Source organism: Lentzea sp. CA-135723 (assembly GCF_050936595.1).
Taxonomy (GTDB): domain Bacteria; phylum Actinomycetota; class Actinomycetes; order Mycobacteriales; family Pseudonocardiaceae; genus Lentzea.
This window is the reverse complement of sequence record NZ_JBNJMK010000001.1, coordinates 5,362,865-5,383,001: the sequence shown is the minus strand read 5'-3', so window position 1 is coordinate 5,383,001 and position 20,137 is coordinate 5,362,865. Positions and strand designations below refer to the sequence as shown.

At 68.5% G+C, this 20,137-nt stretch carries 19 protein-coding genes; 2 read left to right on the top strand and 17 right to left on the bottom strand.

The features are described 5' to 3' along the window. Positions 1–62 precede the first annotated feature (62 nt). From ACQEU1_RS24545 to ACQEU1_RS24515, 7 genes are all read right to left on the bottom strand, one after another. Positions 63–827: an SGNH/GDSL hydrolase family protein gene (locus ACQEU1_RS24545; protein WP_433206042.1), complete on the bottom strand. Its 765-nt coding sequence runs from the start codon at positions 825–827 to the stop codon at positions 63–65. 577 nt (positions 828–1,404) lie between these two features. Beyond that, positions 1,405–2,418 (bottom strand): N-acetylglucosamine kinase, encoded by a 1,014-nt coding sequence (locus tag ACQEU1_RS24540; protein ID WP_433206039.1) that lies wholly within the window; start codon positions 2,416–2,418, stop codon positions 1,405–1,407. Positions 2,419–2,423: 5 nt separating this feature from the next. Further along, positions 2,424–3,692: a 6-phospho-beta-glucosidase gene (locus tag ACQEU1_RS24535; RefSeq protein WP_433206036.1), complete on the bottom strand. Its 1,269-nt coding sequence runs from the start codon at positions 3,690–3,692 to the stop codon at positions 2,424–2,426. Next, positions 3,689–4,582: a carbohydrate ABC transporter permease gene (locus ACQEU1_RS24530; protein WP_433206033.1), complete on the bottom strand. Its 894-nt coding sequence runs from the start codon at positions 4,580–4,582 to the stop codon at positions 3,689–3,691. Before ACQEU1_RS24530 ends, ACQEU1_RS24535 begins: the two co-directional genes overlap by 4 nt. Next, positions 4,579–5,553, bottom strand: a complete 975-nt coding sequence (locus ACQEU1_RS24525) for a carbohydrate ABC transporter permease (RefSeq protein ID WP_433206030.1) — start codon at positions 5,551–5,553, stop codon at positions 4,579–4,581. Before ACQEU1_RS24525 ends, ACQEU1_RS24530 begins: the two co-directional genes overlap by 4 nt. A 12-nt stretch (positions 5,554–5,565) precedes the next feature. Beyond that, a complete protein-coding gene (locus ACQEU1_RS24520) occupies positions 5,566–6,891 on the bottom strand; it encodes an ABC transporter substrate-binding protein (RefSeq protein WP_433206027.1) in 1,326 nt (441 codons plus the stop codon). A 16-nt stretch (positions 6,892–6,907) separates the two neighbouring features. Then, entirely contained in the window at positions 6,908–8,119 is a 1,212-nt protein-coding gene (locus ACQEU1_RS24515) for an ROK family protein (RefSeq protein ID WP_433206024.1), read from the bottom strand. Positions 8,120–8,245: 126 nt separating this feature from the next. Between ACQEU1_RS24515 and ACQEU1_RS24510 the strand changes: the two genes are divergently transcribed. After that, positions 8,246–8,893, top strand: coding sequence for a DUF3159 domain-containing protein (locus ACQEU1_RS24510; RefSeq protein ID WP_433206021.1), 648 nt, complete (start codon positions 8,246–8,248; stop codon positions 8,891–8,893). A gap of 1 nt (position 8,894) precedes the next feature. On the opposite strand, the gene ACQEU1_RS24505 is transcribed toward ACQEU1_RS24510, so the two are convergent. The 8 genes from ACQEU1_RS24505 to ACQEU1_RS24470 form a co-directional block, all read right to left on the bottom strand. After that, positions 8,895–10,067, bottom strand: a complete 1,173-nt coding sequence (locus tag ACQEU1_RS24505; protein WP_433206018.1) for a hypothetical protein — start codon at positions 10,065–10,067, stop codon at positions 8,895–8,897. Then, positions 10,064–11,368 carry a hypothetical protein gene (locus ACQEU1_RS24500; RefSeq protein WP_433206015.1) on the bottom strand — a complete coding sequence of 435 codons (1,305 nt, stop codon included), beginning with the start codon at positions 11,366–11,368 and terminating at the stop codon, positions 10,064–10,066. Before ACQEU1_RS24500 ends, ACQEU1_RS24505 begins: the two co-directional genes overlap by 4 nt. Next, positions 11,365–11,691: a hypothetical protein gene (locus tag ACQEU1_RS24495; RefSeq protein WP_433206012.1), complete on the bottom strand. Its 327-nt coding sequence runs from the start codon at positions 11,689–11,691 to the stop codon at positions 11,365–11,367. The genes ACQEU1_RS24500 and ACQEU1_RS24495 overlap by 4 nt, the downstream gene beginning before the upstream one ends. Next, entirely contained in the window at positions 11,691–12,203 is a 513-nt protein-coding gene (locus tag ACQEU1_RS24490; protein ID WP_433206009.1) for a YbaB/EbfC family nucleoid-associated protein, read from the bottom strand. Before ACQEU1_RS24490 ends, ACQEU1_RS24495 begins: the two co-directional genes overlap by 1 nt. 43 nt (positions 12,204–12,246) lie before the next feature. After that, the gene (locus tag ACQEU1_RS24485) at positions 12,247–12,408 is read right to left on the bottom strand and encodes a DUF397 domain-containing protein (RefSeq protein WP_433206006.1); all 162 of its coding nucleotides are present in this window, start codon (positions 12,406–12,408) and stop codon (positions 12,247–12,249) included. After that, a complete protein-coding gene (locus ACQEU1_RS24480) occupies positions 12,408–13,241 on the bottom strand; it encodes a helix-turn-helix domain-containing protein (protein WP_433206002.1) in 834 nt (277 codons plus the stop codon). The genes ACQEU1_RS24485 and ACQEU1_RS24480 overlap by 1 nt, the downstream gene beginning before the upstream one ends. A gap of 110 nt (positions 13,242–13,351) precedes the next feature. Next, complete coding sequence (locus ACQEU1_RS24475; RefSeq protein WP_433205999.1) at positions 13,352–14,422, bottom strand: 3-dehydroquinate synthase II family protein; 1,071 nt, start codon at positions 14,420–14,422, stop codon at positions 13,352–13,354. Beyond that, a complete protein-coding gene (locus tag ACQEU1_RS24470; RefSeq protein ID WP_433205996.1) occupies positions 14,419–15,213 on the bottom strand; it encodes a 2-amino-3,7-dideoxy-D-threo-hept-6-ulosonate synthase in 795 nt (264 codons plus the stop codon). Before ACQEU1_RS24470 ends, ACQEU1_RS24475 begins: the two co-directional genes overlap by 4 nt. 202 nt (positions 15,214–15,415) lie before the next feature. On the opposite strand from ACQEU1_RS24470, the gene ACQEU1_RS24465 reads away from it, so the two are divergent. Further along, complete coding sequence (locus ACQEU1_RS24465) at positions 15,416–16,324, top strand: LysR family transcriptional regulator (RefSeq protein WP_433211718.1); 909 nt, start codon at positions 15,416–15,418, stop codon at positions 16,322–16,324. Here the strand turns inward: ACQEU1_RS24465 and ACQEU1_RS24460 are convergent. Continuing rightward, positions 16,319–17,242 carry an N-acetylglucosamine kinase gene (locus ACQEU1_RS24460; RefSeq protein WP_433205993.1) on the bottom strand — a complete coding sequence of 308 codons (924 nt, stop codon included), beginning with the start codon at positions 17,240–17,242 and terminating at the stop codon, positions 16,319–16,321. The genes ACQEU1_RS24465 and ACQEU1_RS24460 overlap by 6 nt on opposite strands. A gap of 51 nt (positions 17,243–17,293) precedes the next feature. Further along, on the bottom strand, positions 17,294–20,110 hold the full coding sequence (locus ACQEU1_RS24455) for a S8 family serine peptidase (protein WP_433205990.1): 2,817 nt from the start codon (positions 20,108–20,110) through the stop codon (positions 17,294–17,296). Between the last annotated feature and the right edge of the window lie 27 nt (positions 20,111–20,137).

The following is a 20,137-nucleotide window of genomic DNA, read 5'->3' as shown; positions in this document are numbered from 1 at the left end:
GGCCTGCTTCTGGAGGGCCCGACCGGCATTCGGGGGAGAGTGCCGGTCGGGCTTTCCGCCCTCTACTGGAAGTTCTCCTCGGTGCAGCGCGCGACCGGCAGCAGTTCCGGGCGCTTGGGCGCCAGGCCGTCGCCCATCGACTCGCCCCGCAGCGTGCGGCCGATCCACGGCACCACGTGCTCCCGCGCCCACTTCAGGTCGGCCTTGCGCTGGGTGACCCAGTCGGCCTGTTCGAGCGCGGGCCACGGCTCGTTCCACGAGTGGTCGTCGATCAGCCCGAGCACCTCGGCGGCCTTCAACGCGACCCGCTGGTGCCCTTCCGGCGAGAGGTGCAGCCGGTCCGCGCTCCACGCGCGACGGTCGTGCAGCGGGTGCATGGCCCACAGGTCGACCATCCGGCAGTGGTAGCGCTCGGCGATCGACCACAGGTGCGTGTTGTAGATGGCGACCTTGCCGCGGATGCTGCGCAGCAACGGGGTCGACCGGGTGTCGAAGCCGGTGAAGATCACGACGTCGGCGCCGGTGGCGCGGAGGTCGGCCACGGCCACCTCGTAGACCTCGGCCAGCGCGTCCGGGTCGCTGTTGGGCAGCATGATGTCGTTGCCACCACCGCAGAACGTCACCAGGTCCGGCTTGAGCGAGATCGCGAGCGACACCTGGTCGTCGATGATCTCCTGCAGCATCTTGCCCCTGACGGCGAGGTTGGCGTACCGGAACTCCGGCGCCTGCCTGGCGATCATGCCGGCCAGCCGGTCCGCCCAGCCGACGTAGGTGTCACCGGGCCCCGGGTCGTCCATGCCCTCGGTGAAGCTGTCCCCCAGGGACACGAGACTGTTCCATCGCAGCAGCACAACATCCCCCTATCTCCGTGCGACGTGCCTATCCGACCACCGCCTGCGGGCTCCCGTCCGAAGGCGACTAGTTAGCATGCACAACGAACCCGTGGTTACGCCACCGTCGGTTACGGCATCGTAGGTTTTGTTGCACTGGGTGACGATTCTTTTACCACTCGATCGAGGGAAACTAGAGGCGATTCCGGGGGATTCGTCCTTTGGTGTCGCTAGTTTCTGCCGGGTGCGTTCTGGTTTGCCCCTTCCGTTCGTTTCCCTCGGTGTAGCGCTTCTCACAGCCGCCGCGCTGGCCGCTGTCGCGCTGAGCGGCCCACCCGGAGGAGCGGTCAATCCGCCTCCGCATTCCAACCCCGTGGTGACCCCGCGCACCGGCGCGCCCGTTCCGTCGCAAGTGGAAAACCCCGCAGCGGCCTCGGCGCGTGAGGTCGCTGCGGGGTCGTAGGGCCTTTCCGGGCGGACGCCGCCGCCGGTCCAGTCCACCCGGAAAGGTGTTCGGGACCGTCTCAGGGGGCGCCGCCGCCGATCTACCCCCTGAGACGGGTTCCGCGAGCGGCTAGCCGCTCGCCGCCACGTCCAGCTCAGGCGCCGGAACGTGGTCGTTGTAGGCCGAGCGCAGCCTCAGCTCCGCGCTCGGCGAGGCCCCGATGTGGTCGAGGCCGAGGAGCGCCGCACCCACGACGGGCGGGACGTCGACCAGGCGGACCTGGGCGAGCGGTGCGGCTTCCAGGATCTGCTGGCGGACGGGTCCCACGACCGTCTCGCCGGTGTGCGTCAGCACGCCACCGCCGAGCACGACGTCGACGGGCTCGTTCATCAGGTCGAGCTTGCGCATCGAGACCGTGGACAGCAGGACGATCTCCTCGATGAGACGGTCGACCTGCGCCAGCGCGACCTCGTCACCCTGCGCCGCCACCTGGAACACCAAGGGGCACAAGGCGTGCGGGTCGAGCTCGATCTCCTCGAAGTGGATCTTCTCCACGACGTTGAAGATCGACTTCTCGCCGTAGTGCGCGAGCAGTGCGTCCAGCAGCAGCGTGGGCTTGCCGCGGCCGTCCTCGGCCCGCACGGCGTGCCACAGCGCGTCGTTGCCGAGCTGGCCACCGCCACCCCAGTCACCCGAGATCGCGCCCAGGGCGGGGAAGCGGTGGGTACGTCCGTCGCGTGCGACACCCACGGCGTTGATGCCCGCACCGCAGACGACCGCCACACCCCCAGCGGCGGCGGTCCCTGCCCGCAGGAGCGCGAACGTGTCGTTGCCGACGAACGTGGTCTTCGACCAACCTCGCTCGGTGATCGCCCGCGTCAGGTCCTCCTCCTCGCGGGGCAGGTCGGCCCCGGCGAGGTAGGCGGACGTGTGCGCGGCGATCGGCTCGTCGGGGGACAGTCCCGCCTGAGCTGCGGCCTCACGTGCCAGTCCCTCGAACACGTCGAGTCCGCGCTTCATGCCCACGGTCTGCGGCGGGGCGCCGGGCCCGCGCACCTGCGCGAGCACCTTGCCGTCCGCGTCGACCAAGAGCACCGCGGTCTTGCTGTTCCCGCCGTCGATGGCGAGCACCCGGTCGGTCATCGTTGTCAGTTTCCCTTCACCCACGGCAGCAGATCGCGGTTCTGCGCGATCAGCTCGTCGGCCAGCTGGTCCGCGATGGCGTGCTGGCCGATCAGCGGGTGAGCGAGCAGCGCGTCGGCCACCCGGTCCCGGCCGCCGTGCTTCGCTGCTTCCAGAGCCAGGTACTCGTACGCGGTGACGTGCGAGATCATGCCGGAGATGGACGGTTCCACCGGACGCACGGGCAGCGGCTTGCCGCCATCAGCGTCCACAGTGGATGAAACCTCGATCACGGCGTCGTCGGGCAGGAAGGGCAGCGAGCCGTTGTTCTGCACGTTGACCACGTGCTTCTCCGCGCCCTCGCCACCGGTCAGCGCGTGCACGAGCTGCACGGCCGCCTCGGAGTAGTACGCGCCGCCGCGCTGCGACAGCTGCTCCGGCTTCGTCACGACCGACGGGTCGCCGTAGATGTCGAGCAGTTCCTTCTCAACGGCAGCAACGACCTCCGCCCGCGGCGGCTCGTTCAGCTGCTTCTTCACGACGGCGTCGTGGTTGTAGAAGTAGTTCAGGTAGTACGACGGCACCATGTTCAGGCGCCGCATCAGCCCGCCGTCGATGCCGATGTGCTCGGCCAGCCCGTCGACGTGCTTCTCGAGCAGCTCAGGCAGCCGGTCGACGCCGTCCACGTACACGCCGCGTTCCCACGTGAGGTGGTTGAGACCCACGTGCTCCAGCTCCACCGACGACGGATCGACGCCGAGCAGAGCGGAAGTCCAACGTTGGAACGTGATCGCCACGTTGCACAGGCCGATCGCCTTGTGCCCCTCCTGCAGGAGAGCGCGCGTCACGATGCCGACCGGGTTCGTGAAGTTCACGATCCACGTGTCGGGCCCGGCCAGCCGGCGCACCTTGTCCGCGATGTCCAGGACCACCGGCACGGTCCGCAGGGCCTTGGCGAGGCCTCCCGCGCCGGTGGTCTCCTGGCCGACGCACCCGCAGGTGAGCGGGAACGTCTCGTCCGAGGCACGCGCCTTCTGCCCGCCCACCCGCAGTTGGAGGAGGACAGCCGACGCACCCTCGATGCCTTCTTCGAGCGACGAGGTGGTGCGCACCTTCGCCGGGTGACCCGCGTGCTCCAGCAGGCGCTGGCTGAACGGGCCGACGATGCCGAGGCGGTGCTGGTCCGGGTCGACGAGGACGATCTCGTCCACCGCCAGGCTGGTGCGACGGCCGGCGATGCCGTCGATCAGCTCCGGTGTGTAGGTGGACCCGCCACCGACGACGGTGAGTTTCATCCCTTGACCCCCGTGAACGTGATTCCCTTGACGAACGACTTCTGGGCGAAGACGAAGAGGACGACGGCCGGGATCATCGTCAGGAACGTGACGGCCATCGAGGAGTTCCACTGGACGATGTGCATGCCCTTGAACGTCGCCAGTGCCAGCGACAACGTCCACTGGTCCTTCACCTCGCCCGTGTAGAGCAACGGCCCGAAGTAGTCGTTCCAGGTGAAGAGGAAGCAGAACAGCGCGGTGGCCGCGATGCCCGGCTTCGCCATCGGCACGATGATCCGCACCAGCGCCTGGAACTCCGAGCAGCCGTCCACCCTCGCGGCGTCCACGTAGGACTGCGGGATGGTCAGCATGAACTGGCGCAGCAGGAAGATGCTGAACGCGTCGAACAGGAAGTACGGCGCGATCAACGGCACCAGCGAGCCGGTGAGGCCCAGCGACGACCAGGTGTCGTACAGCGGCACGGCGACGACCTGCGGGGGCAGCATCATGGCGCCGATGACGAGGATGAACGCGATGTTCCTACCACGCCACTTCAGCTTCGCCAGCGCGTAGGCCGCGGGGATCGACGAGATCAGCATGCCCAGAGTCGCCAGCAGCGAGTACGTGAGGCTGTTGATCAGGTACTGGAAGAGCGGCGCCTTGTCGAAGACCTCGACGAAGTTGCCCCAGTGCCACTCGCGCGGCCACAGGTCCGCGGTGAACGCCTGGTCGTCCGACATCACCGCGGTGAGGAAGACGAACACCACGGGGGTGGCGAACATCAGGCCGAGCGCGAGACCGAGCGCGTGGGTCGCGACCCAGTTCAGCAGAGCGCCGGTGCTCATCTTGCGGCGCGGCTGCTCCGGCTCCGCGGGGACGTCGACCGGTGGTTTGGTCAGCGTGGCGGTCATGCTCCCGGACCCCCTTCCTCAGCGGTGGAGTTCTTCCGCATCCGCTGCACCAGGACGATGGTCACGGCGAACGAGATGATGAACAGGACCGTGGCCATGGCGGCCGCGTAGCCCATGTCGAAGTAGCGGAAGCCTTGCGTGTACAGGTAAACCGGGAACGTCAGCGTCGAGTTGTCCGGGAAACCGAGATATTTGGTCGATCCCGTGGCGTCCGCCGCTCCCGAGGCCGCTGAACCCGCGACGACAGCCTGCGTGAACAGCTGCAGGGCGAGGATCACCGAGTTCACGATGCCGAAGAGCAGCACCGGGGAGATGGTCGGCAGCGTGACGTGCCACCAGCGCCGGACCGGGCCGGCGCCGTCGAGTTCCGCCGCCTCGTACTGCTCCTGCGGCACGTCGAGGATCGCCGCGAGGATGATGATCATCAGGTCGCCGGAGATCCACAGCATGATCGCCGTGATGCCGGGCCGGGACCACGCGGGGTCCGCGAACCACAGCGGCGAGTCGATGCCGAACCAGCCGAGCACGCTGTCGAGCGGGCCGCCGTTGGGGCGCATGACCATGAAGAACACGAGGGTCGCGGCCACCGGTGGCGCCAGGGACGGCAGGTAGCAGAGCGTCCGGATCAACCCGACGCCCGACTTCAGACGAGCGATGACCGATGCCACGCCCAGCGCGAACACCGTCCGCGCGATCGTGAGCACCACGACGAACCAGAGCGTGTTCGAGATCGCCTTGATCAGCAGGGGATCCTTGAACATGAACTCGTAGTTCGCGAGGCCGTTGAACTCCGGCGCGTTGATCAGGTCGTACTTCGTGAAGCTGAAGACGACCGTGGCGATCAACGGGTACACGAAGAAGATGGCGAAGCCGATGATGGCCGGGGCCATGAACCCGAGCACGGCGAGACGGTGGCGGGCACGAGCCCGCCCCCTGCCGGGGGCGGGTCGGGCGCCGAGCGTGGCGGTCATCTGGCGAGTCCCTTACTTACCGCTCTTGGCGATCTGGTCGTCGATGTTCTTGTCGACTTCCTTCAGACCGGCGGCCAGGTCCGGGACCTTGCCGGACTGGTAGGAGATCGAGAAGTCCGTGACGGCCTTGATGTGCGCGTCACCGATCGGGGTGACCGGGTTGCCCTTGAGCTTGTCGCTCTTGGCGAGGTCGATGAACGTCTTGAACTGCTCGTCCACTTCCAGCTTGGGGCTGTCCATGGCGGCCTTGGTGCTCGGGACGTTCTTGATGGCGTTGGACAGGTCGACGATCGTGTCGGTGTCGAACGTCAGGTGCTTGATCAGCTCCCACGCGGCGCCGGGGTTCTTGGCGCCCTTGGGAATGCCCATGATCGTGCCGGTGGTGAAGGCCGTGCCGTAGTCGGCGGGCTTCCAGGTCGGGAACGGGGCGGTGCCGAACTTGATCTGCGGTGCCTGCGCCTTGAGGAACGCGGTGCGGTACTCACCGTCGATCATGATCGCGATCTTGCCCTGGTGGAACGCGTGGTCGGCGGAGTACTCCTGGCCGAGACCGGCGCGGAAGCGCTCCAGCTGGTCGTAGCCGTAGAAGTCCACGAGCTTCTTCTGGAACGTCATCATCTCGGTGAAGCCGGGGGAGCTGGCCAGACCGGACTTGCCGTCCTTCTCCCACTCCGCGCCGAACGTCGGCGCGAGGATGGTCGGGCGGTTGGCGTAGAAGCCCATCGTGGGCAGGTAGCCCGCGACCTCGATGTCACCGTTCGGCGCCTTCTTGGTCGCCTTCACGGCCGCGTCGTACAGCTCGTCGAGCGTTTTCGGCGGGTTCGTGATGCCGGCCGTCGAGAGCAGGTCCTTGTTGTAGTACATGGCGTACACGTCGCTGAGCATGGGCATCGCGCAGCGGTTGCCCTTGTACTCGGTGTACTGCTGAACCGCCGGGGTGAGCTGGTTCAGGTCGACCTTGTCGCGGTCGATGTAGGACTTCAGCGGCTGGAACGCGCCCGAGGAGCAGAACTGGCCGATGTTGTCCGTGGTGAACGACAGCGCGACGTCCGGCGTGTTGCCCGAACGGATACCCGCGGTGATCTTGTCGTCGTCCTGCGAGCCCTCGTGCTTGATCTCGATGTTCGGGAACTTCTTGTTGAACGTCTTGAGGGCCTTCGTGACTTCTTCGTACTCGCGGTCGGAGTAGTTGCTCCAGACCGTGAGGGTGAGCTTGTCGTCCTTGCCAGGAGCAGCTGCGGCGTCAGAGTTGGCGCCACCACCCTTGCCCGCCGCACATGCGGTGAGGGTCAGCGCTGCGGCGACACAGAGCAAGGCAGCACGGGTGTGCTTGCGCATGTGCACTCCTTCTCGATCAACGTGGGGACCCGGCGACCACAGGGCCGCGGAATGGAGCTGTAGTGGCGGCCGGGAGGCCGAAAACCTGTTCACGTGCCACGGCCAGGGCCGAGTGCAGTGCGCCGCTGCGCACTGGTTTCCCGGTGACCAGAGCCAGTTGAACGGGCGTTCGCGGCACCACCAGTTGCCGCAGTTCCGCGGCAACGAGGTCGTTCAGCGTGGTTCCGCCTGCCTGCGCGATGTCGCCGGACAGGAGGATGAGTTCCGGGTCGAGCACCGCGACGACGCTAGCCACGCCCGTGGCGATGCGCTTGGCGAGATCGGCCATGAACTCACGGCCCGCAGGACCCGCGGCCAACGCCTTGCGCACGGCCCCGTGGCCGTTGCGCGCGGCGAGCCCGTGGGCCCGTGCGAGCTTGCAGATCGACGTGTTGCTGAGCAGTTCACCGAACGTGCCGCCGGAGCGGTCCGTGTCGGTGTCGGCCGCCGCGCGGTCCGGGATCATCAGCCCGTCGATCTCGCCCGCGCCACCGGAGGCACCGCGCAGCAGCGCTCCGTTGACGACGACGGCGGCACCGACGAGGTCCGCGGGCCAGATGACGACGAAGTCGCGCACCTCGGTGGCCCTACCGGCGACCATTTCTTCCAGCGCGACCAGGTTGACGTCGTTCTCGACGCTCACCGAGGTCGCGAGCTGCTCCCGCAACTGGCCGGGCATGTCGAAATTGCTCCAGCCGGGCAGATGTGGTGCGTAGGCGAGCTCGCCGTTCGCGGGGTTCACCGCTCCCGGACAGCCCACCACGACGTGCAGCAGCTGGTCGGCGCTCAGGCCCGCTTGCCCGCAAGCCTTGCCGACCGCGCTCACGAACGCCTCCAGCACGCCGTGCTTCGCGGGCATCGGCGCCTTGTGCTCGGTGAGCACGGCACCGGAGATGTCCGCGATGGCGATGTCGACCGTCTCGGGGGTGAGATCGACAGCGGCGATGTGCGCAAGCGCCCCGTTGACCGACCACAGCTGAGCGCGCGGCCCGCGTCCACCACCACGAAGTCCGTTGCGGACCACCGTGTCGGCGTCTTCGAGCCTCGTCAGCAGCTGTGCGGTCGCCGGCTTCGAAAGACCGATCAGGCCTTCCAACTCCGACCTGGTCAGCGGCCCGTTGCGCAGCAGAGCCTCGATGGCTGCGCGGTCGTTGATCTCCCGCAGCAGTCGTGGGCTTCCGGCACGCATTAGGTCCGCTCCTGTCTGTTAACTTTCCAGACGATTTCGGGCAACGGTAGTGACGCCGTTCACGCCGGTCAATCCCCGATACGGGTCCGTTACCTGACTTAGGTTCACCTAAGGCACCCTGGAGACATGACGGACGTGCGCCAGGAGTCGCTCGCATCACTGCTAGGAGGCCGGGGCGGCGCCCTCGACGCCTCCCTGCCGCCCCTGGCGTTCGTGGCGGGGTGGCTGATCTGGGGTCACTCGATCGGCGCAGGGGCCGTCGCCGCCGTCCTGTGCGGCGTGGTGATCGCCGTTGTGCGGTTCGTGCGCGGCGACAAACCCCGAGCGGTCCTGCTGTCCGTCCTGCTCGTGGTGGCGGCGGCTCTGGTGGCTCTGTACACCGGGCGGGTCGAGGACTTCTTCCTGATCCAGCTGCTGTCCAACGTGGCCTCGGCGCTGGCCTGGGCGGGGTCGATCGCGGTGCGGTGGCCGTTCCTCGGGCTCGTGGTGGGGACGATCCTGGGGCAGAAGACGCGGTGGCGGCGTGACCCGGACCTGCTGCGGGCCTACTCGGTGGCGTCGTGGCCGTGGGTCGGGCAGTACGTGCTGCGGGTGGCCGTCTTCACGCCGTTGTGGCTGGACGCGCAGGTGTTCTGGCTGGCGACCTTGCGGGTGGCGTTGTCCTGGCCGCTGCAGATCGTGTGCATTTTGGTGTCGGGGTGGGTGCTGCGGCGGGCGCTGCCGGCGGACCACCCCGGGTTCCGTCATCCGCGGGTACCGGAGTCTGCCTCTTAGGTCAGCGCTTCTTCCGCTTCTTGCCGGAGCCCGGCACCGTCCCGGTCTTCGGTGGCAGCGGCGGAGCCTCCGGGTACGCCTCGATGGAGTCCTGGTGCTTCATGAAGCCGATGAACTCCTGGATCACGAAGCGGTTCAGCAGGTAGAGGAACACGACCGAGCCGATGCCGAGCGTCACGACCCAGATCGAGTCGGCGTGGCCGTCGACCACCTGGAACTGCTTCTGCATCCGCGCTGATCCGGTGAACTGGGACAGCACGGTCCCGCAGAGCATCACGAGCGGCATGAGCAGGAACGCCCCGACCACACCCAGGACGTAGGGGCGGCTGTCGGTCCGGAACTCCCAGTTCGCGGGCCGCAGCTCGTGCCTGCGCAACGGCCGGTACGACCAGAGCGGACGCTCGCCCGTCTCGATTCCCTCGGAACGTGCCCGCACCGCCGCGAGCGCGGTCGCGCCGACCTCCGCCGTCACCGGGATCAGCAACTCGCGCACTGTGCCGACGACGTGCAGAGCGGGTCCGGGCCGCACGTCGAACGTGCGCGGCCTGCCGACGTCCCCGCCGGCGTAGATGATCACCTGGCAGGTCATCTCCTGCTCGACCTCGACGAGCTCGATCGACCGCAGCGCCGTCCAGGGCACCGCGACGACGTCCCGCGAACGTTTGCGCCGCGAGGCGAGGCTGTCGAGCACCAGCCGGTCCTCGCGGACGCACAGCCTCGCCTTCAGATCACGCACGGGAAAGGGGATCTCGAGCTTCGACGCGATCAGGCGCGTGGTGACGGGGTGCGTCATCACGAGCCGGACGGCCTCGCCCAGCGCCCAGCACAGGACGGCCAGGCCCAGCCACAGGCCGAGCGCGACCGGCTCACCCCGGTCGCCCGCGAGCTGTGCGCATTCGAGGAACGCCGCGAACAGGCCGGTGACCGACGCCCAGCGAGACCAGATCGGCCACATCGTCACGCGCCGCCAGTGCCACCACAGGCCCACGAGGACGACCGCCCACAACGCCGTGCCGATGACCGCGACGTCGGCGATCCCGAGCGGTGCGACCGACTTCCTCGCGGCGAGCGCGTTCTCCCAGGCGGACAGCCTGGCCGCGGAGACCACGGGCACCGCCGCCGCGAGGAAGATCAGGAGCAGACCGGCGGCTCTGCGGGCGAGCACCTCGATCACAGATCGCCCTCCATGCGCGGGAACGACCTGGACTGGTCGACGTTCGCGCGCTGTCCCTCCCAGTACTCGCGCCAGGCCTCGTTCTTGTCGTCCTGCTTGGCCTCGGCGTCCGCCTCGCGGTGCGTCTGGTCGCTCCACTCCTGGACCACCGCGTTGCCGAGCACCTTCGGGTAGTTCGGCACCGAGAACGGCAGCTCGTGGCCGGCGACCCTGGGACGCAGCTCCCGTTCGAGCACGTCAGCGGCATCGTCCAGCCTCGGGTCACCGGTGCCCAGGCGGTCACGGAGGTTGCCGCCGCGGGTTTCCACCAGGTCGTCGATGGCCTTCTTCTTGTCGGCCATCAACTTCTCGCCCTGCTCGCCCAGCTCCCGCAACTTCTTGGCGTCGTCCGCGTCCAGTTTGCCCGCCTCCGCCTTCTTCGCCATGTGCAGCGCCTTGTTGGCGTGTTTGGCGGCGTCGCGGTTGTAGTCGGTGACCGTCTTCTTGAGGTTCTTGGTCGTGCCCTTGATCATGTTCCGCGAGTTCTTGGCCTCGTCGGACACCTTTTCCAGCTGTTTGACGACCTTGCTGACCTTCTTCGCGTTCTTGCCCGCGGTGATCGCGCCCTGGGCGACGGTGTCGGCGATGAACGCCGCCTCCGACGCGCCGAACGTCACCGGTGCCAGTGCGGTCGCCGCCGCGAACTTGATGATCGCGTTGGACACGAAGGTCGCGATGGCGTCGCGGATCGCGCCGCGGACCACGCCCACGGCAGACGCGGCGACGGTCATCGCCTGTGCGGCGGAGGTGGCATGACTGGCGCCGCCGGCCACGACGTTCGAGAAGTCCTGCACCGCCCTGCGGTAGCCGTCCATCGCCGGGCCCTGAGCACCGGACAGCGCACCGAGCGTGCTCGTGTACTTGTCCGCGGTCTCCTGCATGCGCTTCGCGATGTTGGTCCACGTTTCGGCGATGGCGTTGACGGCGTCCGGGTCGCCCGCCACCAGGTCGAGCGCCTCCTTGATGAACGCGATGTGCTCGATCAACCAGCCGATCCCGGCCGACAGCAGGCTGCCGAGCGGGTTCGTCACGAAGCCGAGCAGATCCATGCCGAAACCGGCTGCGTCACCCAGCACGGCGGTCCAGTCGCCCTTGATGCCGTCGTAGATCAGGTTCGCGGAGCTGCTGAAGATGCCCGCCGCGTCCCAGGCCTGAGTGGGACTGTCGAAGTTGGAGAAGACCTCGGTCCCGCCGCCCTCGGGTTCCTTCGTCGCGTCGAGTGGGTTCAGCTCGCCGATGTTCTGCGGACCAGGCTCGCTCACGGCTGACCTCCGTCCAGGCCCTCGCGCAGCTTCCGGAACATCTCCGCGGCGGACTCTTCCTGGTCGGCATAGGTCTTGCACATGTCGGCGAAGCGCTGGATCAGCACGTCACCCGCTTCTTTGACGGCGTCGACGTACTCGCTCGCGTCCCCCGTCCAGTTGCCCATGAGCGCCGCGAACGGCTGGCCCGCGACACCCCACGCCTCGAAGTTCCAGAGGTTGTCAGCGCCCGACGCCTTGGCGTCCGGGAGCCCGCTGAGGAGAGCCTGAAGTTCCCGCCGGTGGACGTCGAGGGCCTGGAGGTCGACGTTGAAGCCCGTCATCACCAGCCACCTTCCTTCTTGAAGAGGCTGCGCTGGTCGAAGTCCGTGTCGTCGTCCTCGGCGGGGCGGCGGGCCGGGCGAGGAGGAGGTGGTTGGGAGGCGGCTTCCTGTTGTTCCTCGTTCACCACGAACTGGGGTGGTGTGGGTGGTGCGGGCTCGTCCGGGACGTCTATGTGCGGGATCTGGGATTGGACGAACTGCATGGCTTCGCTGTTGTCGCCGATGAGCGGGGCCATGATCGTGGCGATCTGGCTCACTGCTTGGGCCTGGGCTCGCTTGGCCGTGGACATGACGAGTGCGGCCAGGCGGTCTTTGGGCATGTCGTCGGCCTTGGTGCCGAAGCTCAGGCTGAGGAGTGCTCCGCCTGCGCTGACGCTCACCGTCACGGCGCCGTCCGAGCTGGTGGCGGCGCCGGTCAGGTTCGCGAGCTGGGACTTGGCCTCTTCTGCCTGGTCGAGCAGGGCTGCGGTGCGCTGCTCGTAGTCCTCGATGAGTTGGTTCGGATCGGTCATTTGGGCCCCCCTTGCACGTGCGTGAGGGGGACGTTACCGAGGGTTACCGGGTCTCGCGGTGGGAACGCAGGAACGCGCGCCAGGCCTCTGCGGAGACCGGGAGGTGGGTCGCTGGGGCCTTGCTGTCGCGGATGCCCACGCCGTGGCCGATTTCGACGCAGTTGTTGCCGCCGCCGCTGAAACTGCTCTTGCGCCAAGTGGTCATCAGAGCCCCTCCAAGATGCCGTCGATCACCGCCCTCGATTCTTCCTCAGTCAGCGCGATGGCTGCGAGGGCCGTCAGGACGTTGTCGTGGATCTTGATGGTTTCCGGGTCGTCGAAGAAGAGGCAGGAGTTCACGCTCTCGATGTAGACCATCGGCGGGTACTTCGGGAACTTCATCATCCGGAAATCGCCGGCCGTACCGGCGTGCATTCCTGCTGAGCGCGGGACGACCCGCAGGCTGATGTACTTGCGCACGGACATCCGGAGCAGATGAGCGAGCTGCTCCCGCCACACCTCCAGGCCGCCGACCTGAAGCCACAGCGCCTGCTCGTGAACGAAGAATGTGAACTTCCGGCCTGGTTCGAGGATGTCCGCTCGTGCCGCCCTTGCCGCAGCGACCTTGGCAACGTTCTCCGCTTCGACCGAGGGAGCGTGCGCGGTGACGACGTAGCCGTAGTCGGGTGTCTGCAACAGACCTGGCACGAGGATCAATGACCAGTCGATGACCTCGTCGGCGATCTGCTCGTGCTCGATGAGCGTGCGCACCTGGTCCGGAACACCGTCCTTCGGCATCTGGAGCCAGGCGCTGCCGCATTCGCGGAAGAGTTCGAGGAGGTGTTCTCGTTCTTCCACGGTGGCGTGGCAGTAGCCGAGCAGCAGAATGACGTCGGCCTCGGACACGCCACCCTTGCCGAGTGTCATGTCCGAGATCTTGGCTTCCTGCCAGCCGAGTCGTTCCGCTAGCTGGCGGTGGGTGTAGCCGGTCCTGGCGATGATGGCGCGCATCATGCCGCCGAACTCACGCCCCACCACGCTGGAGGATCTTTTGGGCATGGTCGAAAGCTAGGGCCGGAAAGTCGTTTCCTGCCATTGTTTCCGGTCAAATGTGCCTGAAGGTAGGACGCATGGAGCAGCTCCATATTCGGGATGATCTTCCTGGTGGATCAGGACTCCTTGCAGAACTCGCCGATCGGCAGGCCCACGTGGCGTTGTTCGGTGGCGATGTGGCCCAGGAGTTCGTCGCCGGGGCGGAGTTCGGTGACGTTGAGGACCTTGCCGCCGGGGCCGAGGACGCGGACGTGCCAGTCGTCCTGGACCATCAGGTCGACCACGACGCCTTCCGGGGAGCGGGCGGTGATCGTGAGCATGGGGCGGGACTCCAGTTTGGCGCGGCCCACGGTGAGTTCGCGGGTGCGGCCGTCGGCGTTGACGGCTAGGACCTTGCTGCCGGAGCGCAGTTCGGACAGGTAGTTCGTGCGGTTGGCCGGGCCGAGGACGTACGAGTGGAGCGCTCCCGCGTTGACGCGGAACGGCCGGGTCGGCATGTACGGCAGCGGATGTGTCTCGCTGCAGCACAGGACGAAGCCGGACGAGAACGAGCCGACGAGGATGCCTTCGTCCTCGGTGAAGTGCGAGGCGGTGTCCACGCAGACGCGGTCGCCCAAACCGTTGTGCGTCAACGCTTCCACGGTCAGCGTGGTCAACGTCAAAGGCTCGGACTTCGCCTCCAGCAGGCGGGCGAGGCGGAACACGTCGGTCGCGTCGGCGGGGGCCATCAGGACGCCGTCGGAGCCGTGTTCCAGGCACTCCAGGACGATCGCGGCCTCGACGAGGTCGGTGACGACGGTGATCAGCTTGCCGGGGGCGCCGTGCGCGGCCGCGATCACGATTTCGAGGGGGATCTTGGTCGGGTCGGTGAACTTGACGAGCGTGTGGTCCAGGCGTTCGGCTGCGGCGCAGGCGAGTTTCAAAGTTCGGTCGTCGCTGACCGTCACGAACGCCGAGCGCGACGGGAGGCGGTCGAGCGCGTCCTGGTCGTCCACCGGGACGATCACCAGGTGTGGACTGTCGACAGCGGAGCCGACCAGCACGCGGGTGATCGTGGGCGGGAGGCTGTCGAGCAGCGCGGGATCGTCCGCGACGACACCGGCTACGCGGCTGTGCACGGCCGCGTCGATCACGGCGGTGCGCTGTGCTTCCGGGACGGTCCGGACGTCGATCCAGGCGAACTTCACCGGTTCTCCAAGGCTGTCAGTGCGTGGATGAGGCCTGCGTCGGCCGGCGCGTGCACGATCGCCGCCAGTTCGGCGACGAGCGGCATCGGGGCCGGGGAGGTGAAGACACGTCGTCCCACGGCGAGGCCCGCGCAGCCGGCCGCCATCGCGGCCCTGGCGTGGCCCGCGAGGCTGGTCGTGGAAGCGGGACCACCGGCCACGACAACGGGAATCGGGCAGTTGGCGACGACGTCGGCCATGTCCCGGGCCGAGTGTGAGAGCGTGGTCTTGACGATGTCCGCGCCCAGGTCCGCCGCGATGTTGACGACGTGCGCGAGCAGCGCGGGGTCGCGAGGGTCGCTCACGCGAGGGCCGCGAGCGTAGGCCATCACGACCAGCGGGACGTTCCACGAGTCGCACGCCGCCGCGACCCTGCCGAGGTCGGTGAGCTGGGCGGCTTCGGTGTCGGAGCCGATGTTGACGTGCACGCTCACCGCGTCCGCGCCGAGCCGCAACGCCTCGTCGACCTCGCCGACCAGCACCTTCGCGTTGACGTCTGCCATGTGCGCGGTGCCGGCGCTCAGGTGGACGATCAACGCGCAGTCGCCCAGCACGGCCGGGTCGATCGCCCGTACCCGTCCTTTGTGGACGATGATGGCGTCGGCGCCGCCCAGCACGACCGAACGGACCAGTTCGTGCCACCGGTCGCGCGGCACCACCGGACCGTCGGAAACGCTGTGGTCCAAGGGCACGAAGAGGTACCTGTCGTCGTTCGGACGGGAAAGCCGCCGCAGCCGCAACGCTTTCCTCATTGGCACACACCTCCTGCTGTCGTTTGGTGGTCAACAGCCTGGGGTAGCCCGCGCGTGCGGCGGCAGGTGTGAGATGCCGATAACTCGCGGGTTATCGCCCTGACAGAGCAATCCGGCCTGCGCCGACCACGGTGCGTCATCTGGTGACACCCACGTGGCCGATTTTGTTGGTCAGCAACTCCTTTAGGCTTCGTCAGTGCGAATGGAGCTGAGACATCTGCACGTGGTGCTGGCCGTGGCGCGTGCGGGGAGCATCAGCAGGGCCGCCTCCCAGCTGAAGATCGCGCAGGCCGGGCTGACCGCCCAGGTGCGCCGGATCGAGGCGGGTCTCGGCGGGCCGTTGTTCCTGCGCCGCACGGACGGCGTCGAGCTGACCGAACTGGGCCGCCACGTCGTGCTGCGGGCCCAGGACCTCGTCGAACGGTTCGACGACCTGCTCGTCACCTCGCACAAGCTCGCCCGGCGCGGCGACTCGGGCATCAGGCTCGGCGGGGTGGTCGGGTCGCCCACGGCGTTGCTGGTCGGGGTCGTCCGCGAGGTGCTGCCGGGCCTGCCGCAGACCACGCACGTCGAACGCGGCGGCGACACCGTGCTGGAACTGGTCCGCACGGGCGAGCTGGACCTGGCGCTGGTGGTGGAGTTCCCGCGCAGCCCGTTGCGCTACCCCGAGGCGGTCGGTCTGCGCGGGGTCGTCACGGAACGCATGATGGTCGGCGTCGCGGTGGGACATCGGCTGTCCGGGCGCAGCGAGGTGCTGCTGTCCGAGCTCGCCGGCGAGGAGTGGGTCGTGCCGGACGAGCACCACGGCGGGCGCCTCAACCTCGACCTGGCGTGCGAGGCGGTCGGGTTCACGCCCCGGTGCGCGCACTTCGGCGTCGACTCCTCCGTGGCGGCCGACCTGGTGCGGTCGACCGGTGCGGTGGCGGGCTTCTTCCCCGGTCACGACGTGCCGGGCGTGCTGCTCAAGCCGATCATCGGCAACCCGTTGCACCGCCGGATCACGCTGGTGTGGAACGACGACGCGGCCGAGCACGTGGACGACGTGCACGCCGGGCTCTTGAGGGCGTACCACGAGAGGACCCCGCACTCGGGCCGCCTGCTGGCGTCATGAGCGGCTGGGCCGCGGCGCGTCCGGGCCCAGCACGTCGACCGCCGCGAGCCACGCCGCCCCGGCCGCGCCCTCCGTCGCCATGATCACCTGAGCGTTGCACCGGGCGAGCAGCTCCTCCTTCAGCCGCGTGCCGACCGGCGTCTTGATCAGGCTGCCGACGAGCACGATCGGTGAGGTGTCGGAGGGGTCGCGGACGGCCGTGGCCGTGTCGGCGAGGAGGCGGGCCGCGTTCGCCACGATGCTCAGGGCCTCGGGATCCCCGTGGTGGTAGGCGGAACTGACCAGCGGCGCGAACTTCGCCAGCGCGATCGGCGGCCGGTCGTTGACGACGTTGATGAGCTGGCCGCGGTTCTTGGCGCCCGCCGCCGTCAGCACGGCCGTGGCGAGGCCCTCCAGCGGGGCGTCCAGGTCGAGGAGCTTCAGGGTGGCGCGGACGGCCTCGCGGCCCAGCCAGAACGCCGACCCGTCGTCGCCGATCAGCCAGCCGTAGCCGCCGGACTGGGCGACCATCCGGTGCCCGGCGATGCGGCCCGCGATGGATCCCGTGCCCGCCACCAGCGCGGTGCCGTCCGGGGACGACGTGCCGGTGGCGAAGGCCGCCTCGATGTCGGTGACCACCCGCATCGGGCAGTGCAGGCCCGCGTGCGTCCAGGCGTCGTGGAAGAGGTCGAAGATCGCCGGGTCCGCGAGCTTCGTGGCACCCGCCATGCCGAGGACGCCCGAGCGGACCTTGCGGGAGTCGAGGCCGTCCAACGCCTCCGCCAGCGCCTCGCCGATGTGCGCGGCGGCGACGTTCGGCGGGTGCGAGTTGGGGTTGGCGCCGCCCGCCACGCCCTGGCCCAGCCGCGTGCCGTCCAGGTCGAGCACCAGGGCCCTGGTTGACGTGCCGCCCGCGTCGAGTCCCACGACCAGATCCATAACGATCGAGTATGCCGAGAGACCCGTGCGGGAGGCACGCCCAACCGGGTGTCACCGCACGAAGGCGCGGTTACCGCTTGCGTTGTGGTGGAACAGCACCAGCGAGCCGGCCGGAACTCGATCACCCGGACGGACCACAGTGGACAGTGCGGGAACGATCAAGCTGTAGTCGAACGTCGCCTGCGGGGCCACGTCGACCAGGTCATCGGTGTCGGCCGGAGCGGTGTAGCGGCTCTGCACCCCGACCGTGTAGGTGACCGGGCCGGACGGCAGCGAAGCTCGCGAAACGGGCAGCACCACCACGTCGCTGTCGAACAGGTTGGTGTCGGTCGAGCCGTCGAAGCCGTTCAACGGCTGCTCGTCGACCACGTCCTTCGTGCCGGCCACGACCGTGCGGGCGAGCCAGATGTCGGCCGTGATGTCGCCGTCCGGGTTGGTCTGCTTCTCGGCGGTCGTCACGAAGTCCTTGCCGCCCACCGAGAACCTCACCTCGGGCTTGGTGGTGCTGCCGATGTTCGCCCAGGTGTCCCAGGTGGCGACGCCGAACGCCAGCAGGTCGTTGGTCGCCGTGGCGCCGACGTACCGCAGGTCGCCGCCGCGGGCGGTGCGGTTGACGGCGCAGTCGTCCTGCACACCCTCGCCGCACGACGGGAGCCGGTCGGAACGGGCGCCGAGGTTCAGCACGGTCATCCGCGACTGGTAGCCGGGCTGGTCGAGGCCGCGACCCGCGACGCGGCCGCGGGCCAGCGTCAGCCGCGACACCGGCTTCGGCGCCGCGTAGACGGGAACGCGCAGCGTGCGGTCGCCGGTGAACATCACCAGGCCGGAGGCCTCCGCCAGGAACTGACGGCCCTCCTCCAGCGACACCGTGGGGTCGGGCGTCTTGCGCAGCGCGCCGGGGTCGGAGATCCGCACCTGCACGGGCACCGACGCCGTCGCGCCCGGCCGCAGCGTGACCTGGGGCGTCACCACCTTGAAGGTCACCCCGGGAACCGACGTGATCGGCTCGTAGCGTGCGGTCAGCGACACGGTCTGCGCACCCTTGTTGACCAGCCTCAACGACTTGCTGATCGACGTCGGGCCGGCGGCCTCGACCGTGCCGAACGCCGCGTCGCCGAGCACCAGGACGTCGGACTGGAGCGCGGCGAGCCCGTCGACCCGGCCGGCGCCGACGCGCATCGGTGCCTCGCGCACGCCCTTCGAGTCCTTGACCACCCCGGAGGCTGTGTTCATCAGGGCGGCCTTGACCTCCGCGACCGTCCACTCGGGATGGACCTGGCGGACGAGTGCCGCGATGCCCGCCACGTGCGGCGACGCCATCGACGTGCCGCCCATCGACACGCCGTCCGAGGCGGTGCCGGAGGCGGCGGAGAAGATCGTGTCGCCCGGTGCGGCCACCGCGATCGACGACCGCGACCGCGAGGACGACGGCGTGATCGTGTCCTCGATCGACGGCGAGACGGACTTGACCGCCACCTTCAGCGACGAGGTCAGGCGCACGGTCAGCGTTCCGGCGTCCAGGGCAGGGCGCAGGGCCTGAGCGGCCTCCGCGGTCAGCTGGAACGCGGGGATGTGGGCGTTTCCGGCGATTCCTGCCGCGAACACCGGCAACGTCGTCGGCAGCACGACACCGGCGGCCCCGGCCTTCCAGGCGTTGTCCGTGCGGGCACCGGACCCGCAGGCGCGCGTCGCGTCGCTGTCGTCCCACTCCAGCCAGACGATCTTCCCGGCCAGCGGCTCGGAGATCGGCTGACAACCGTCCACGTTGGACGCGAGCTTCACGACCGGTTTCGAAAGGTCGAACGAGTCCTTGAAGTTCTGGCTGTACTGGCCCGCGTACTGCTTCCCGGCCACCTCCAGGCCGTCCAGCATCGAGAACGAGTCGCGGCTGTTCGCCACGGAGATCGCCTCGGCTGAGTTGCCCGGCGAGCCGGACACGTCGTAGAAGTCGCCGCCGTTGCCGGCCGCCGCGACCACGACGACGCCGTGCTCGACGAGCTTGCGCACAAACAACGCGTCGGGGTCGTCCGGAGCGCCGAAGTCGCTGCCCAGCGACAGGTTCACCACGTCGAGCCTGTCGGAGAAGTCGCCATCGCCGTTGGGGTCGAGCGCCCAGTCGAGGGCCTGCGCGGTCAGGTTCGTGCCACCCTCACAGCCGAACACCTTCAACGCGTAGAGCGACGCCTTGGGCGCCGTGCCAGGGCCGATCTTCAACGAATCCAGATCGACGGAAGCGTACGAACCGCGGTAGGTCGTGCCGTCCGCGTTCACCCCGAACCCGGCCGCGGTGCCGGCGACGTGCGTGCCGTGACCCTCGCAGTCCAGGGGATCCGCGTCCGGCTCCGGCACCGACCCCGGCTTGGCCGTGTAGGCGTCGCCCGCGAAGTCGTAGCCGCCGACGACCTTGGCGGTCGGGAACGTGCCGCCGCCGAAGTCCGCGTGCCGGTAGTCGATGCCGGTGTCGATCACGCCGATCCGCACGCCGTCGCCGAACTTGCCGAGCGACTTCCAGACGTCGGACGTCCGGGTGAGCCGAACGGCGTGCGCGTTGGACAGCCGCTTGGGGACCATTCGGTGCACCGCGCGGACCTCGGGCATGCGCGACAACGAGGACAAACGCGACTTGTCCGTCGAGAGCACCACGCCGGGCACGGCGTTGGTCGTTCGGGCGACTTCCCGGCCACCGGACCGGGACACGACCCGGGAAGCGTGCTCGGACGTGGTGTCCCGTGCTGAACGCGCCTGTGAAACAGTGCCCGTGTCGACCGCTGCGGTCGAGGTCAGCTCCACGAAAACGGTTACAGGCTCGACCGGCGCTGCCGGTGCCAGCAGTGCGCCGACCAGGACTGACGCGGCGGCGAGATTCATGATCAACTCCTCTTATTCATCGGACGA